Source organism: Acinetobacter sp. V110_1, assembly GCF_031798975.1.
GTDB classification, from domain to species: domain Bacteria; phylum Pseudomonadota; class Gammaproteobacteria; order Pseudomonadales; family Moraxellaceae; genus Acinetobacter; species Acinetobacter nosocomialis_A.
This window is the reverse complement of sequence record NZ_JAVQNN010000030.1, coordinates 517,625-533,507: the sequence shown is the minus strand read 5'-3', so window position 1 is coordinate 533,507 and position 15,883 is coordinate 517,625. Positions and strand designations below refer to the sequence as shown.

Annotated in this window: 15 protein-coding genes; 7 read left to right on the top strand and 8 right to left on the bottom strand. The window is 37.4% G+C overall.

Features of this window, described 5'->3' with window-relative positions:
• Positions 1 to 11: 11 nt before the first annotated feature.
• The 5 genes from RMA95_RS13455 to RMA95_RS13435 form a co-directional block, all read right to left on the bottom strand.
• Positions 12 to 896, bottom strand: coding sequence for a sulfite exporter TauE/SafE family protein (locus RMA95_RS13455; protein WP_311071249.1), 885 nt, complete (start codon positions 894 to 896; stop codon positions 12 to 14).
• Positions 897 to 1,034: 138 nt separating this feature from the next.
• Positions 1,035 to 1,331 carry a DUF3325 family protein gene (locus RMA95_RS13450; protein WP_311071248.1) on the bottom strand — a complete coding sequence of 99 codons (297 nt, stop codon included), beginning with the start codon at positions 1,329 to 1,331 and terminating at the stop codon, positions 1,035 to 1,037.
• Positions 1,328 to 2,884, bottom strand: coding sequence for a PepSY-associated TM helix domain-containing protein (locus tag RMA95_RS13445; protein ID WP_311071247.1), 1,557 nt, complete (start codon positions 2,882 to 2,884; stop codon positions 1,328 to 1,330). Before RMA95_RS13445 ends, RMA95_RS13450 begins: the two co-directional genes overlap by 4 nt.
• The gene (locus RMA95_RS13440) at positions 2,877 to 3,176 is read right to left on the bottom strand and encodes a hypothetical protein (RefSeq protein ID WP_004709000.1); all 300 of its coding nucleotides are present in this window, start codon (positions 3,174 to 3,176) and stop codon (positions 2,877 to 2,879) included. Before RMA95_RS13440 ends, RMA95_RS13445 begins: the two co-directional genes overlap by 8 nt.
• A 60-nt stretch (positions 3,177 to 3,236) precedes the next feature.
• Positions 3,237 to 5,372: a TonB-dependent siderophore receptor gene (locus RMA95_RS13435; protein ID WP_304456477.1), complete on the bottom strand. Its 2,136-nt coding sequence runs from the start codon at positions 5,370 to 5,372 to the stop codon at positions 3,237 to 3,239.
• A 220-nt stretch (positions 5,373 to 5,592) separates the two neighbouring features.
• On the opposite strand from RMA95_RS13435, the gene lpxB reads away from it, so the two are divergent.
• Positions 5,593 to 6,768: a lipid-A-disaccharide synthase gene (gene lpxB, locus RMA95_RS13430; RefSeq protein WP_311071245.1), complete on the top strand. Its 1,176-nt coding sequence runs from the start codon at positions 5,593 to 5,595 to the stop codon at positions 6,766 to 6,768.
• Here the strand turns inward: lpxB and RMA95_RS13425 are convergent.
• On the bottom strand, positions 6,765 to 7,412 hold the full coding sequence (locus tag RMA95_RS13425) for a CerR family C-terminal domain-containing protein (RefSeq protein ID WP_311071243.1): 648 nt from the start codon (positions 7,410 to 7,412) through the stop codon (positions 6,765 to 6,767). The genes lpxB and RMA95_RS13425 overlap by 4 nt on opposite strands.
• Positions 7,413 to 7,530: 118 nt before the next feature.
• On the opposite strand from RMA95_RS13425, the gene RMA95_RS13420 reads away from it, so the two are divergent.
• From RMA95_RS13420 to RMA95_RS13405, 4 genes are read left to right on the top strand one after another with little or no spacing between them, the layout of a single operon-like run.
• Positions 7,531 to 8,550 carry an HlyD family efflux transporter periplasmic adaptor subunit gene (locus RMA95_RS13420; RefSeq protein WP_311071242.1) on the top strand — a complete coding sequence of 340 codons (1,020 nt, stop codon included), beginning with the start codon at positions 7,531 to 7,533 and terminating at the stop codon, positions 8,548 to 8,550.
• On the top strand, positions 8,543 to 10,306 hold the full coding sequence (locus tag RMA95_RS13415; protein ID WP_311071240.1) for an ATP-binding cassette domain-containing protein: 1,764 nt from the start codon (positions 8,543 to 8,545) through the stop codon (positions 10,304 to 10,306). Before RMA95_RS13420 ends, RMA95_RS13415 begins: the two co-directional genes overlap by 8 nt.
• A gap of 10 nt (positions 10,307 to 10,316) precedes the next feature.
• Positions 10,317 to 11,441 (top strand): ABC transporter permease, encoded by a 1,125-nt coding sequence (locus tag RMA95_RS13410; protein ID WP_311071238.1) that lies wholly within the window; start codon positions 10,317 to 10,319, stop codon positions 11,439 to 11,441.
• Between the two features lie 4 nt (positions 11,442 to 11,445).
• Entirely contained in the window at positions 11,446 to 12,564 is a 1,119-nt protein-coding gene (locus tag RMA95_RS13405; protein WP_311071236.1) for an ABC transporter permease, read from the top strand.
• A gap of 35 nt (positions 12,565 to 12,599) precedes the next feature.
• Here the strand turns inward: RMA95_RS13405 and RMA95_RS13400 are convergent, their stop codons facing one another.
• Positions 12,600 to 13,469 carry a DUF2797 domain-containing protein gene (locus tag RMA95_RS13400; protein WP_311071234.1) on the bottom strand — a complete coding sequence of 290 codons (870 nt, stop codon included), beginning with the start codon at positions 13,467 to 13,469 and terminating at the stop codon, positions 12,600 to 12,602.
• A 39-nt stretch (positions 13,470 to 13,508) separates the two neighbouring features.
• Here RMA95_RS13400 and RMA95_RS13395 point away from each other — a divergent pair, with 39 nt between their 5' ends.
• Together RMA95_RS13395 and RMA95_RS13390 are read left to right on the top strand one after the other, a co-directional pair.
• Entirely contained in the window at positions 13,509 to 13,970 is a 462-nt protein-coding gene (locus RMA95_RS13395; protein WP_005304907.1) for a DUF6231 family protein, read from the top strand.
• 99 nt (positions 13,971 to 14,069) lie between these two features.
• The gene (locus tag RMA95_RS13390; protein ID WP_311071231.1) at positions 14,070 to 14,660 is read left to right on the top strand and encodes a YidB family protein; all 591 of its coding nucleotides are present in this window, start codon (positions 14,070 to 14,072) and stop codon (positions 14,658 to 14,660) included.
• A 109-nt stretch (positions 14,661 to 14,769) separates the two neighbouring features.
• Here RMA95_RS13390 and RMA95_RS13385 read toward each other — a convergent pair whose 3' ends face one another.
• Positions 14,770 to 15,876, bottom strand: coding sequence for a porin (locus tag RMA95_RS13385; protein WP_311071229.1), 1,107 nt, complete (start codon positions 15,874 to 15,876; stop codon positions 14,770 to 14,772).
• Between the last annotated feature and the right edge of the window lie 7 nt (positions 15,877 to 15,883).

Below are 15,883 nucleotides of genomic sequence, written 5' to 3'. Positions count from 1 at the left end.
TATTGATTTTACTATCTTTCAGTCGAGTTGCCTATTTTTTCAGCAACTACTGCTTGTTGTACCACAGCTGCTTTTGGTTTGGCTTTGACTGGGTGGACCATAAAGTTAACACCAAGAGCAAATAATGTAATGCCCAAAATTTTACGGATTAAACGTTCCGGCATACGTGAGCTAATTAATGTGCCAATAATAATTGCCGGAATAGAACCTACCAACAACCACATAAGTAGCATAAAGTCGACGTTACCGGCACTCATATGTCCAAGACCGGCAACTAAGGTTAGTAATACTGCATGTACGACATCTGACCCAATAATTCGAATCATTGGTAAGTTCGGAAACATAATTACGAGTGCCATAATTCCAAAGGCACCAGCACCAACAGACGATAACGTTACGAATACACCTAAAATGATGCCCATAATGACAATATAGGTACGCTTGTTTTGAACAGCTAATTGCTCATTTTCAGTATGAGTAATTTCTTTATTTCGGAATTTACTGAAGAACTTTTCAATCCGAGAACGGAAAATAATAGAAACACCAGTCAAGGTCAGCATAAAGCCTAAAACCATTGTTAAAACGGCTTTATAGTGTGTTGACTGACTTAAATAATGTTCCAATACCCAAGCAGTACCGAAAGATGCAGGAATACTACCGACTGCGAGCCATAAAACGATAGGCCACACAATATTGAGTTTTTTTGCGTGAACCATTGATCCACAGAACTTTGAAATTGCGGCATAAAGTAAATCGGTACCAATTGCGATATGAGGTTCAATTCTAAAAAGACCAATTAAAATTGGTGTCATTAATGACCCACCACCAACTCCTGTAATACCTACACAGAAGCCAACTAACATACCCGCTAAGATAAATTCAAAAGCACCAGACATCTTTATCGCCACTTATCACGAAACGCAGATATCTTATTCCTTTTAGAGATAAACAGTTGTCATGAATAATGATTTACTTATGCAAAAAAAAGCTAAGCAATCAAAAAAATATCTATTTTGATGAAATTTTATTCAGATTTATGACTTAGATGATGATCGTGAAGCTCGCAATCGGTTAAGCCATAATATGAGTAAAAATGTCAAAGGCGTTGCAAAGATCCACCAGCTGACAAAACCAATTGAAAAACCATACTTTTTGATGAGTAAAAATCCGCTTAAAGCAAATAATAGAAAAGCCGATATCCTGAACAATGGATAATATTTTTGAGCCAACGATTTGAAATGACCCGTTGATTTCGGTGATCGATGTTTCTCGCTAGATATGAATAGTAAATACATACCCAGCAAAGTCAGGACAAAAACAAAGATCATCATGAATTCACCTCAATATTTAACTTATTCAGCTTTTTTTGAATTTTTTCTACAGCTTTATACTGAATAGGTCTAATTTTGCAGAATATGAAGAGTGCTAAAGCTGCAAATAACCAGAAAAATACGTCTACACGAGCAAAGTTCCAATAGTCGCTGAGGCTTCGAATATAATCGTATTTGAGTAAATAGCTTAGATTTAAGATTGGAAGTGCAATACAAAGCAGAATAAAAATACTCAGTTGAGTTCGCCACAAAAGCTGCTTTTTAGTGATTAAGGCAATAACTAAGCTCATCAGCCAGACTAAAAAGAAGCTATAAATTTCATAATTTATTGTAGTCGGGGTGACGGTAAATAATCGATTTGCGTATAAATAAGCAATGGTTGCACAAGGCAAGCCTACAAATGTGGCAACATTTAAACGATCAACTAAATAGTGCCCGAAATGAAACTTAGTATTTCTATTTTGAAGTTGACGTTTAAGGCTCCAAAGTAACAAGCCAGATGCAATCATCACACAACCTAAAATGCCAGAAAAAAATAATCCTAAGCGAAGTAAAGGTTGAGCAAAAGTTGCCATATGCAAACCATATACTCCCGCATAAAGTGTGGCAACGGCACTATGATTACGCGTATCACTTAAGACTTTAGCATTTGTAGCATCTAGGGTAATTTGTGCTTGATTACGGGTAATAGAGCGGTCTTCTTGCTGAATAAATGTAATTTGAGCCTGATTCGTATTTGGGTTTTTAACACTCATAGTTGCTAAAGTTTGATTTCCCCAACGTTGCTGAACTTGACTCAATAACTTCTCAATCGCTAAGTTTTGAGCAGGTTGAATCGATTGGTTCTCAGAAACAGTCTTTGTGCGAATTTCGGTAAAATATTGATATGGATTATCTGGATAGAGTTTTTGCATTCCCCAAGGAAGATATAAATAGAAGAAAATAGCCAAGCCTGTAAAAGTAATAGTCAAAAAGAAGGGTAGTGCAATAACAGATGAAACATTATGAAAATCTAACCATGAGCGCTGAGACTTAAAGGTCCGTAAAGTAAAAAAGTCGCTAAAAATTTTTTTATGGGTAATAATGCCTGAGATTAAGGCAATTAACATAATAAAAGCCGCTAAAGATACAACGAGCCGTCCAATTAATATCGGAATACCAAAAAGTTGATAGTGGAAACGATAGAAGAAGTCACCACCTTCAGTTGCTGAAAGTTTTAGTTCTTGACCAGTATTTGCATCAAGTGTTGCATTTCCATAACCACCGTCTGGTTTTTCCCAATACATGGTGTTAGCAGGACTTTCTGCGGTAGCAACAGTTAAATACCATGATTTAGCATCTGGAGCATTTTTTTGTAAGTACTGATATGCTGTTTTAATTGCTACATCTTGTTTTATTTCATACTGTGCAAGTGCTGGTTGCATCCACAAATTAACTTCATGACGGTAATACGACAAACTCCCCATTAAAAAAATAGCAAATATGAGCCATCCAAAAATTAATCCAGTCCATGAATGCAGCCATGCCATAGATTGGCGTATACCTTTATGCATAACTCACCATCCGTGTCACAATAAAGAAAAGGGTAAATAGCACGATTGATAGTCCAGTCACTTTCCATAATGATTGAATGCAAAAACCTACCATCACAAAAAATACATAAAACAAAATAGAGATAAATGCTGCCAAATAAATGGCTTCAGGTTTATCTAGAGTCAAATGAAAGATACCAGTAAGCCCAAGACTTAAATAAGCCATACAGGCATAACCCATACCGAAAACGACTAAAAATCGATAGAAAACTTTTATACGATATGACATAGGAAGATTTAATGTTTTGGACATCTTTACTGGCACATAAAAAATAAAAGAAAGCCAACACCTAAAGTGGAGTTGGCTACGCGTTTAATATTTAAACTTTACAGCAACCGTATAGTTGGCTGAGGGTCCATAAAAGCCTTGACCATTAGGGAAACTATACAAATATTTCTTATCGAAAATATTATTTCCATTGGCTTGGAGTGTAATGTGATCATTCACTTCATAGCTCGCCATTAAATTTACTAAGGCATAAGCATCTTGCTTGATGGTGCTGTTTGCTGTTGAGTCGTATAGCTTCACGGCATCTTGCCATTGTAGCCCTGCGCCAACTTTCAGTTTAGGTAAAACTGATGGTGTATAGGTAGTCAGCAAATTAAGGGTTTGGTTCGGATTATACGTTCTCGCTTCGCCACCATTTTTTATATCTTTAATACTAAATTGAGCATAGCCAAAAGCAAGATTGACGTTATCAGTGATTTGACCAGATAACCCGACTTCGACACCTTGTGATTCTAAATCACTGGTTGGCACTTTTCGATTAAGTGGATTTCCGTCCGAGTTACGTAGTGGGTAATTGTTTTGTTCGGTTTTGAATACTGAAAGCGTCCCAGTTAAACGGTCATCTAGCCATGAGCTTTTTACACCCATTTCATAGCTTTTACCTTCAATTGGTTTTAAAGCTTGATTGGTATCTTGATCAATACCAGTTTGTGGACGGAAAATTGAGGTATAGCTCATATAACCTGTATATTCAGGTGTAAAGTTATAAGTTAAGCCCGCATACGGTGAAACTTTACTTTCACTATATTCCATAGGCGAACCATAGCTTTCGCCTTTACTCTCGGCTTTCACATAGTTTGCGCCAAGCAAGAGTTTTAAATCTTCGTTGAGATGTAAGCGGGTAGCAGCATAAATTGAATCTATATTTTGCGTATAGTTCGCTGCTTCAGAGAAATCTGACCACGTTATAGATTGAGGTGTCCAACTTGCCCAGTTTGTAGTGGTCGAATTGATAACATTACTATCGTTAATTGTTCCCGTAGATTGTTTATCGTGTTGACGACTACGTACATAGTTATAACCTAACGTTGCTTCATGCTCTTGGTTAAAGAGCTTATAAGTTCCCTCAAGGTTAAAATCTACAGCATGTTGTTCTTGATGCTCTTGGCCACCCCATGGTGTCAAAGACACTCCTGAACCATCAGCTTTTGGGTAACCATAATAGTAAAGGAGGCGACTGTTATGCTTGTTATCAAGATAGTTATAAGTCAGCTTAGCTGCCCATTGATCATTAATTTTCTGTTTTAATTCAACAAAAGCATTCTGTGTTTCATTATCCCAATGCGCCCAGTCAGGGTTTGGGTTATAGGAGCGATCATAAGAAATTTGTTTGCCGTTGGCATCAAGCAAGGGTAGAGCACCCCAGTTGTTTGCATTCGGTTTATTTTTTTCTTGGCTATAACCTACGGTAAGTAATGTTGTATCTGTTAAATCAGCTTCAACAATACCAGCGAAACCATTTTTTTCTGAAGAATATCGGTCAAGGTATGAGTCACCAGTTTGCTCATAGCCCATAATGCGACCACGGACTTTTCCACTTGGTAGAATTGAGCCAGATACGTCAGCCTCATAACGCTGAGTATCCCAAGACCCGTAACTTATACCGCCGCTTGCTTGAAATTCTTGGGTTGGGCGTTTTCGAATATTATTGATGGTTGCACTTGGGTCACCAAATGCATTCGTTAAAGAGTCAGCACCTTTAACGACTTCTACACGATCATAAAAATAAGTATCAGGATTAGTATTGTTATAGTTATAACCTGAGAGGGGAAAACCTACGCCGTCAGTTAAAATATTTGAAATTTCAAAACCACGAGCCATATAAGTAGTTCGCTCGGTTTCCTGATTGGTTACTGTGACCCCAGGTGTATTGTTTAGAACATCTCGGGTGCTAGTAAGCCCAAAATCTTCAATTTGTTGACGAGTAACGACATTAATAGTTTGAGGCGTTTCTTTAGCCTCAATGTTAAGCTTAGTTGCACTGCTAGAGTTCTTAACATTATAGGCTTTGGTTTGTTCAGAAGACTGCTCTGTACTTGTAGCTTTAACTTGAATCGTCTGCAAAGCTTGTATATCTGCATCTTGAGCATAAGTGAGATTTGCATAACAAATCGCGCAGGCGATTACAGAAAGTTTAAATGGTCGAGGTGGGATGGTCATAATGGTAAAGATAATGTAAATAATTCTCATTTATTTTATTGTTTGTAAATGTAAGCTACAATTCAAATCACATTGTTAATTTTGATTAAAAGATAGTGCATGAGTGTAATTTTAGATTGTGGTGTGCTTCTGCTGGCTTTAGCCATATATATTTAGCAAGTTCAAGATTAATAAGCCTCTATGCTAGAATGCATTATTTCAAATTTTTGGGTAAATCGCCTTGGCAAATCGAAAACTTAAAATAGGCATTGTAGTTGGGGAAGTTTCTGGAGATACACTGGGTGTGAAACTTATGCGTAGTTTCCGTGAACAAGGAATCGATGCTGAGTTTGAAGGAATCGGTGGACCCCAAATGATTGCTGAGGGTTTTAACAGTTATTATCCAATGGAAACTTTGTCTGTAATGGGGATTGTTGAGGTATTAAAAGATCTAAAAAAACTATTTGCCGTGCGAGATGGTTTAATTAACCAATGGACTCAGCATCCGGTTGATATTTTTATTGGTATTGATGCACCCGATTTTAACCTCAGACTTTCTAAAAGTATTAAAGAAAAGAATCTTCCGATCAAAACAGTTCAATACGTGAGTCCATCTGTTTGGGCGTGGCGTCAAGGACGTGTTCATGGCATTAAACAGAGTATAGATTTAGTACTTTGCTTATTTCCTTTTGAAAAAGTTTTTTATGAACGATATGAAGTTCCAGCAGCATTTGTAGGCCACCCATTAGCTAAACAATTGCCACTTGAAAATCCAATCCAAATTGCCAAACAGCAATTAGGTCTTAATGAAAATCAAAAACATATTGCTTTATTACCAGGCAGCCGAAAAGGTGAGGTAGAACGACTTTTGCCTATGTTGCTTGGAACTGCCAATATTCTGCATAAGAAATATCCAGATATTCAATTTTTAATTCCCGCAATTAACGATGCACGCAAACAACAGATTGAGCAGGGTGTTGAACAATTAGCGCCTAATTTGAAAACTGTAATTCATATTTTAGAAAATACAGATAGTGAGTCTAAAGTTGGCCGTATGGTCATGAATGCAAGTGATATCATTGCTTTAGCTTCTGGAACTGCAACATTAGAAGCCATGTTAATGCATAGACCAATGGTCACTTTCTATAAATTGCATTGGTTGACCTATATAATTGCTAAGCTTTTGGTGAAAATTCCTTATTATTCTTTGCCTAATATTATTGCGGGTAAGAAAGTCATTGAAGAGCTGATTCAAGCTGATGCCACACCAGAACATTTAGCAAGTGAAATAGAAAAACTAATGAATGTTGAGACAGCTCAAATTCAAGTGATGCAACATTTAACCATGCATAAACAACTTATTTCTGGAAATACAGAAGATCCAGTACAGGCAATTCTGCAATGTCTCGCGAGTTAACTTTTAAGATTTGCTTGGCTAATTGCTTTTAAGCCAGCTAAAGAAAATTTCTTAAAATGTTCAACTAAACCGTGTAATGGCATCTGGGCAATATTTTTAAGCGGCTCAGGTGCTTGAGCATTAGGTCCAGCAATAATGAGCATCATGCAAGGTGTCATCACGCTTAAAATACAAGGCAAAACAGCTGGATCATTTTCATCTAAACCAGCAACTTGACTAATGAGCTTACGAATAAGAAAAAATTTTCTCATACCTGCAAATTCAATAAAATTTAATAAATGCTCAGAAGGTGAAAAGAGTTCACGAATAAAGACTTTGCCATGCCAAACTTCTTTTTCAGTTAATTTATGCAGCAAAGTCTCAAGTAATAAGCTTAGCTTTTCTTCTGGTGACTGAGTGCTTTCAACAAGTTCTAGTAAATATTTTTCATCTAGATAGTGAGCGTGGGCTTCCACTAACACAGCTTGGTATAATCCGTCTCGACCATCAAAGTGATAATTAATTGCAGCCAAATCTACATTCGCAGCGTTAGCAATTGTTTTGTTCGCTGTCTTTGCAAAACCATATTGGGCAATTAAAGGTCCTGCTGCCTCAATAATTTTAGACTTGGTTAAGTCACCATCACTTCGTCTAGATCTGGACATGTTTAACCCTAATTTTCACTCACCATAAAAGTATATCTTTTATTCAAAGATTGGAGTAATTTAAATTTAAATTGAATTTAAACTAAGAAAATTTGAATTTAATAAGAAGGCCAATAAGATGAATAAAAAAGTGATTGCCATCGTCTTGATTGTTATAGCTGTGGTTATCATCGGCTTTTGGGCGTGGAAATATAACAATAAAAATCAAAAAGATAATGTATTAACTTTATATGGAAATGTTGATATTCGCCAAGTTTCACTTGCATTTGAACAGTCTGGCCGTATAGAGAAGCTTTTAGTTCAAGAGGGCGACAAAGTTAAAGCAGGGCAAGTACTAGCGACTCTGAATACCAATGCACTACACATTCAGGCAAAGCAAGCTCAAGCACAACTTAAAGCTCAACAAGAGGCAATTGTTAAACAAGATGTGGGTGCTCGCCCAGAAGAAATCACTCAAGCAAAAGCACAACTTGCATCTGCCCAAGCTGAGCTTGATAAAACCAATAAAAACCTGCAACGCTTACAAATTTTGGTAAGTAGTACTGATGGTCGGGCAATTAGCCAACAGGAGCTCGACTATGCCAAAAGTAATAAAGATAGTGCCGAGGCAGCAGTCCGTGAAAAGCAGGCCAATTTAGAATTGATCATTAAAGGTGCTAGACAAGAAGATCGTGAAGCGACCAAAGCACAGTATGAAGTAACTAAGGCTAATTTAGATCTAATTAACTATAACCTTACTCAAGCTGAACTAAAGTCTCCTGTAAATGCAGTGGTAAGAGCTCGGTTACAAGAAGTTGGGGATATGACAACTGCGCAAAAGGCCGTTTATACATTGGCTTTGACCGATCCCAAATGGATTCGTGTGTATTTAAATGAACAAGATTTAAGTTCTATCAAGATGGGTGGCACGGCCCAAGTTATTCGTGATTCTGATCCTAATCAGCCCATTAATGGAAAAATTGGTTATATATCTTCAGTGGCAGAGTTCACCCCTAAAATAGTACAGACCGAAGAGATTAGAACAACACTGGTTTATGAGGTTCGAGTGTATGTAAATGATCCGAATGATCAATTAAAAATGGGCCAACCTGTGACTGTAAACGTGCCACTTGCTTCAGGTGAGAAAGCTCATGACTGATGAAAAAGTAGTGGTTCAAGTTAAAAATTTATTTATGACTTTTAAGGCTGAGAGTAAAAAGTCAGCCGATATTAGTGCAATTGTTGATTTGAATATGCAAATTAACCAAGGAGAGCTTACGGCTTTAGTTGGTCCAGATGGTTCGGGAAAAACAACTTTATTAAGATTAATTGCAGGACTATATAAAGCCACTTCTGGTTCATTAAATGTACTTGGAGTTGATGTGAGTAAAAATCCGCAAGCTGTACAAGACCGTATTAGTTATATGCCACAACGCTTTGGACTCTATGAAGACTTAAGTGTACAAGAGAATTTAGATTTATATGCCGACTTACATGGCGTTCCAAAGGATGTACGTAACCAAAGATTTAAACGTTTATTGGAAATAACGGATCTTACTCAATTCACTCAACGTCTAGCAGGCCAACTTTCTGGTGGGATGAAACAAAAACTAGGATTGGCATGTACGTTAGTTCGGTCCCCAGAATTGCTCTTACTTGACGAGCCTAGTGTTGGAGTGGACCCTTTATCAAGGCGGGATTTGTGGATCATTATTGAACAACTTGTTGAAGAAGAAAACTTAAGCGTAATTATAAGTACTGCTTATATGGATGAGGCAGAAAAATGCGCTTACGTGTATATCATGCACGAAGGCAAAATTTTAAAACAAGGTTCACCTGAACAATTAAAAGAAATAGCACTTGGACAAACATGGAATATAAAACCTTCAGAGCAGATTAAGGCTCGGACCTTACAAGCCCAATTACTTGATAACCATTTAGAGATTATTGATGCTGTTCCAAAGGGTGAACAAGTGAACTTTATTAGTCGTCAAAAAGAGCTATTAGCCGATACTTTACCTGAAGGGCTAAAAGCAAATACGCGACCACCTGAACTTGAAGATGCATTTATGATGCTGTTGCAGCAGACTCAAAAGCAACGAAAACTAGTATCTGTTCCTGAGCAGAATTTTCAATTAGAACAAAACAATCATTTGAAATCAGAACAACCCGTCATTGTGGTTAAAGATTTAGTCCGAACTTTTGGAGATTTTACTGCTGTTGCCAATACATCATTTACTGTACAACGTGGCGAAATATTTGGATTACTTGGACCAAATGGCGCGGGTAAAACGACAACATTTCGAATGTTGTGTGGATTGCTACCAGCAAGTAGCGGGTATTTGGAAGTTGCTGGTAAAAATTTACGGACAGCTCGTGCTGAGGCAAGAGCCAAAGTGGGGTATGTCTCTCAAAAATTTGCACTGTATAGCAATTTAACTGTCTTGGAAAACTTGAAGTTTTTTGGTGGAGCCTATGGGTTATCTGGCAAAAAACTAAATCAACAAATTGATAAAGCCTTACAGCAATACGATTTAAAACCTCATAGTAAAAGTGGTGATTTACCGGGTGGGTATAAACAACGACTATCTATGGCCGCTGCACTATTACATGAACCAGAAATTTTATTTTTAGACGAACCCACGAGCGGAATTGACCCGCTTGCACGGCGATCATTTTGGTACAGCATTGGTGAACTGGCAAATCAGGGCATTACCATCATTATTACGACGCATTTTATGGAGGAAGCAGAGTATTGCGACCGCATTGCCATACAAGATGCTGGAAAGTTATTGGCCTTAGGGTCTCCCCAACAAGTCCGTAAATTGGCAAGTAAAGATAAACATATTGGTGACATGAATGAGGCTTTTATAGCAATTGTGGAACAAGCACGCGCGTTAAGGCACGCTGGTTAGGAGGTCTACAATGAGCTTTGGATTTTGGAATCGGCTGACAGCATTAGTTCGTAAAGAAACTAAGCAGCTCATTCGTGATAAAAGCAGCCTCGGGATTGGACTCGTTTTGCCTGTTATTTTAATTCTACTGTTTGGTTATGGACTTTCCTTTGACTTAAATCAGGCCCGAGTCGGTGTTGTTGTCGATCAGTCTTCACCGCAGATCAATCAGGCTTTAGCTGGTTTAAATGGCTCACGATATTTAGCCAGTCGAGAGTTTAATAATTTGCCTGAAGCAGAGCAGGCCATTAGAGATGGCGAAATTGATGCCATTTTGCATTTTCATTCAGATTTTGCCAGTCAGGCACAGCAAGGTAATGCCAAGGTTCAACTATTATTAAATGGTACATCCACTACCATAGCAACAGCTCTAGAGGGATATGTTGCAGGTGCTTTAGCTACCGCGCCGTCTATACAGTTTGACCGTAGTCCAATATTAGCAACGTCAAGTGCCGTTAATATTGAACAACGAATATGGTTTAACGAATCTGGTAACAGTACTTGGTTTTTAGTCCCTGGCTTAATGGTACTCATTTTAACTTTAATTGGCGCATTTTTAACTGGTTTACTTATTGCTCGTGAAAGGGAACGGGGAACTCTAGAAGCTTTATTTGTCACACCTGTACGGCCATTTGAAATTGTATTAGCAAAACTCATTCCTTATGTGGTGATCGGCATGATTGATATCGTGATCTGTATTGTTGCTGCATATTTTATTTTTGAAGTGCCTATACGCGGTTCATTATTCTCAATTTTGTCGGCTTCATTTCTCTATTTAGTTGTTTCTTTATTACTTGGTTTAACTATATCAGGCTTTGCTCAAAGTCAGTTTCAGGCCAGTCAAATTGCCTTATTGGCAAGTTTTATGCCCGCGCTGATGCTTTCTGGGTTTGTTTTTGATACACGCAACTTGCCTTTGGTTGTGCAAATTATTAGCCAGTTATTACCGGCTACACATTTTATGGTTTTAATTAAAACCTTATTTATGGGAGGTGATGATTGGAAGCTATGGTTTAAAGAATGCGGTTTTCTGGTGGGATATATCGTTGTTTTGATATGTGCTGTGAACTTGTCACTCAAAAAACGGTTGAGATAAAGATATGTGGCAGCAACTAATCGCTTGGCTAAAACATTTAAGTTTTTTGGTCAAAAAAGAATTCTTAACCATTTTTAGTGACCCTGCAAATAGAGTTATTCTATTTGTACCAGCCCTCATGCAAGCGCTTTTGTTTGGTTATGCTGCAACTTATGATGTTAACCATGTCGATTATGCAATTTTAGATCAGAGCAATGGGCAGGTCTCACATGAACTCATCTCAAAACTAGATGGCTCTGGTATTTTTAAGCGTGTTGCAACACTTCAATATACCGGTCAAATCAAACAAGTTATTGATAGCCGTCAGGCACTGGTTGTAATTACGATACCGTCTGACTTTGAGAGTAAATTAAATAATAACCAAAGTTCATCTATACAAGTGATTGTTGATGGCAGGAACTCATCAACTGCTGTTGTAGCGGGTTCATATCTAAATAAAATTGTTGGTCAGTTTAATCAGCAAAAATTTAATTCAGCTTTGCCCATTAGCCTTGAAACAAGAACATGGTATAACCCAAATCAAGAGTCTCGTTGGAGCCTAATGCCTTCATTAATTGCAGCATTAAGTATGATGCAAACATTACTTTTATCTGCTTTATCAGTCGCGCGTGAACGTGAGCAGGGCACATTTGATCAGTTATTAGTGACACCCTATACACCATTACAAATCATGATTGGTAAGGCCTTACCGCCAATTTTTGTAGGGCTGATGCAGTCAACTATTATTTTATTGATTATTTTGTTCTGGTTTAAAATTCCTATGAATGGCTCTATTGGGCTGCTTTATTTTGGTTTATTGAGTTTTAACGTAGCTGTAGTCGGTGTGGGCTTGTCAATTTCAGCATTATCTTTAAATATGCAACAAGCCATGCTTTTTACGTTTTTATTGATTATGCCTTTAATGTTGCTTTCAGGTTTATTAACTCCTGTAGAAAACATGCCGGAAGCATTACAAATAGCAACGTATGCAAATCCTTTAAGGTTTGGAATTAACTTGGTACAACGAGTTTATTTAGAAGGTGCAGGCTTTGCACAAGTCAAATTCAACTTTATTCCAATGATCATACTTGCACTGGTCACTTTACCTTTGGCAGCTTGGCTATTTAGAAATAGATTATCTTAATTAAAAAGCCCCATTTTAGGGGCTTTAAAACTTACTTAGGCACGTACGATCAGCTCGTAACCCGTATATTTACGGATATTAATAACACCAATATCAAAGATTAAATATTGCCCTTTAATACCTTGTAATACACCACGAATTTTTGGTGTTTTATCTAGGTTTAGAGACTTAATTTTTTCAGGATATTGTTCAACTGGGTACACAAACTCACGTGGCAATTCATTTTCTAGTAGTTCAACCGTTTCGTTAAATTCAAGATTTTGACTAAATTCTTCACGAATAGATTGAATTTTAGGTGCAAACTCTTCGATTAATTGATCACGTTGTTCTGTCAGTTTCAGAGGTTCAGCTTCACCCTTAAGAAGTTTGCGCCAGTCAGTTTTGTCAGCAACTAAAGAACCAAACATAGTTTCAAGTTGACCAGATAAACGGCGCGATCCAACTTTTAAAATAGGTAAGGCTTGGGTTGCACCTTGATCTAACCAACGACCTGGCATATGGCTAACACGGGTAATACCCACTTTTAAAGCACTCGAATTTGCCAAATACACAATATGAGGTTGGAAACAAACATTATGGGCAAAGTCATCTTCACGACATGTACCTAAATGATAGTGGCATGTTTCAGGTTTCATAATGCATAGGTCACATTCTGCTTTAGTTTTAAAGCATTTAAAGCAGTGGCCTTGAGAATAAGATTTTGGTGTTTTAGTGCCACAAGAAGTGCAATAAATATTACCTGTCCATTCGATTTCTAGTTCTTGTCCTAAATTAAAAGGAAGATCAATTTCTGAACGGTCTAATACAAATTTGTATTCAACATTTGCCTTGGTTGTCTGTTGATCAGTTACACTATCATCTTTTAGGCCTGCATGCATTTTATGGCAAATGCCTTGTAGTTCCATAAAGTTTAAACTCACATCTTTCAATTAAGGGTTGCAGTTATGGCTGAACAAAATGTCATCACTTCTATGCTAGACGATTTATCAAACGAACAGCCCATTCATACTGCACTTTGTATTGGCCAGAAAATTGACCAGAATAACGCAATTCAATGGCACTATTTTACCGTAACTGAGCTTTTAAGTCTGCCTTTTACTCAGCGTTATGACTTGGGTTTTGTATTGTTTGATACAGATGAAATGCAGAATATAACTGAACTACAAAAGTCTCAATTATTAGTGAAGCTAAGAGATTTATTAGCAAAACGAATTGTTGTGGTAAGTAAACGCAGTGATGAACAGTTATTACGTTCTTTAGGTTTCACGCAACTCATTGATAAAACTTCACATGATAGTGATTTTGCTTTATGGCAATTTAATATTTTGACCTATAAACATGTTCCAGATTGGTTTAATTCAAAGTTCTGGGCAAACCCAGAGAACTGGAATAAATTCCGCTGGTAAAAGAGCACTAAATCTCTTTCAAAATTTAACAATTTGGCTTTTGCTGTCTTAACAAGAATCCGCGTATGCTCATGTATAAACCATACATAAGAGTTACACATGACAAATTTAAGCAACATTGTAGAAGTTTTGGCTCAACAAGCTTTAGGTGGGAACCAGCAAGCATCAGGTCAAGGTGGTTTAGGCGGTATTTTAGGTTCTGTATTAGGACAAATGGGTGGTAATACTTCTTCTGGTGCTCAAGGCGGTCTGGGTGGAGTATTAGGTTCTGTATTAGGACAAATGACTGGTAACAATAATGCGCCTCAAGCAGGTGGCGGCGTACAAAGTTTATTAATTGCAGTTGTACCTTTAATCTTAGGTTGGGTGCAGCAACAAGGTGGTTTACAGGCTGCTTTAGAAAAGTTAAAAGGAGCTGGTTTAGGCAGTCAAGTTCAAAGTTGGGTTGACCCAAATCAAAGTAATAGTGAAGTTCCAACTCAACAATTACAAAGCTTATTTAACCCAGCAGATATTGAACAAGTTGCCCAGCAGGCCCAAGCGCCAAAAGAACAAGTTTATGGTGCGATTGCTTCTGTCTTACCGCAGGTTATTGATTCTTTAACACCTCAGGGTGACAGTACAGACCACCAGGAAGCTAATCAAGACATTCAAAATGTGATGAATCTGGTAAGTGGTTTCTTAAAATAAGATATAAATTTATAAAAGCCGATAATTTTTATATCGGCTTTTTTAGTCGGAACAATAAAATAAAAGGGCAGAAGCCCTTTTATTTTATATATGAACTGAATGTAACTGATTAGAAGTTATATTCGATACCAGTACCAACAACCGTTTGTTTGTCGTTATCACTCAACCAATCACGTTTTTGTTGAGCAACAATGCCGTAGAAACGAGCTTGTTTGTTGATTTGGTAGTCAAGACCTACACCGTATAAGTCAATTTTACGATCTGCTAAACCACTTACTTGTGTTTCAGCAGAAGAATATTCTGCTTTTACTTTAAGTTTAGTATTCGGGATTTTATAAGCAGCTGTGATTGAATAAGCTTCTTCTTGTAAATCACGGTAAGCTTTACCAGCTTTGTCAACTGATCCATCTGCTTTGTATGTTTGACCATATGCGGTCAATTCATCAGTAGGTTCAGCATGTTGCCATAAAGCGCCAATTACTAGACCTGTTTTTGCGATGTCATAAGAGCCTGTTACACGGTAAGCATCTGTATAAATATCTTTCAGACCATAAGCCGCATATTTACCTTTAATACCAAAGTCACCTGCAGCCGCAATTGCTAAGCCAAGGTCTTTGTTTTCATAACCAAGCGCAGTTGATACAGAGTCAAAACTATTATTTTTGCTGTCTTTACCAGTTTCACCTGGTTTATTATCACTAGTACTTTCACCAGTTTGAGCCATGATGTTGAAAGTTATACCAGCTAATAATTTAGGATCTAATTCAAAACCAATTACGTTATCTAAACGGTTTTCACCATACATGATATTAGTAATATCTAAACGTGTATCGTCATTAAAGATATCTTGGTTATTACCAGCAGCAGTTTTAAAGTAAGAATCGTATTTACCTACTTTTAATGTACCAACACCATCAGTTTTTAAACCGATATAACGGTTACGAGCGCTAAGATCACTATCAGAACCTGAACCATCAGTAGAGATTGCCCACTCAGCTAAATAAACAGCAGATAGCTTGTCAGTTAATTTTTCTTCGCCTTTCACCCCAATGCGAGAAGCGTTTGAGTTAATTTCAGTAACGTCACTTTTCCCATCGAAATTTTTATTGTCAACTTGGTTAATAGAAACATTCAGTTTGCCATACAAAGTTGGCGCTGCTTGCACCGCGTTTACGCTCAAAGTTGCAACTGCGGCAGCGAGTAGCAATTTCTTCATTGAGATT

Excerpts from the sequence above, each read along its gene's own strand:
- RMA95_RS13385 (WP_311071229.1), bottom strand. The coding sequence starts at position 15,876 with ATGAAGAAATTGCTACTCGCTGCCGCAGTTGCAACTTTGAGCGTAAAC.
- RMA95_RS13445 (WP_311071247.1), bottom strand. The coding sequence starts at position 2,884 with ATGCATAAAGGTATACGCCAATCTATGGCATGGCTGCATTCATGGACT.
- RMA95_RS13390 (WP_311071231.1), top strand. The coding sequence starts at position 14,070 with ATGACAAATTTAAGCAACATTGTAGAAGTTTTGGCTCAACAAGCTTTA.
- RMA95_RS13435 (WP_304456477.1), bottom strand. The coding sequence starts at position 5,372 with ATGACCATCCCACCTCGACCATTTAAACTTTCTGTAATCGCCTGCGCG.
- RMA95_RS13420 (WP_311071242.1), top strand. The coding sequence starts at position 7,531 with ATGAATAAAAAAGTGATTGCCATCGTCTTGATTGTTATAGCTGTGGTT.
- RMA95_RS13450 (WP_311071248.1), bottom strand. The coding sequence starts at position 1,331 with ATGATGATCTTTGTTTTTGTCCTGACTTTGCTGGGTATGTATTTACTA.
- RMA95_RS13410 (WP_311071238.1), top strand. The coding sequence starts at position 10,317 with ATGAGCTTTGGATTTTGGAATCGGCTGACAGCATTAGTTCGTAAAGAA.
- RMA95_RS13405 (WP_311071236.1), top strand. The coding sequence starts at position 11,446 with ATGTGGCAGCAACTAATCGCTTGGCTAAAACATTTAAGTTTTTTGGTC.
- RMA95_RS13395 (WP_005304907.1), top strand. The coding sequence starts at position 13,509 with ATGGCTGAACAAAATGTCATCACTTCTATGCTAGACGATTTATCAAAC.
- RMA95_RS13455 (WP_311071249.1), bottom strand. The coding sequence starts at position 896 with ATGTCTGGTGCTTTTGAATTTATCTTAGCGGGTATGTTAGTTGGCTTC.
- RMA95_RS13415 (WP_311071240.1), top strand. The coding sequence starts at position 8,543 with ATGACTGATGAAAAAGTAGTGGTTCAAGTTAAAAATTTATTTATGACT.
- RMA95_RS13440 (WP_004709000.1), bottom strand. The coding sequence starts at position 3,176 with ATGTCCAAAACATTAAATCTTCCTATGTCATATCGTATAAAAGTTTTC.
- RMA95_RS13425 (WP_311071243.1), bottom strand. The coding sequence starts at position 7,412 with ATGTCCAGATCTAGACGAAGTGATGGTGACTTAACCAAGTCTAAAATT.
- RMA95_RS13400 (WP_311071234.1), bottom strand. The coding sequence starts at position 13,469 with ATGGAACTACAAGGCATTTGCCATAAAATGCATGCAGGCCTAAAAGAT.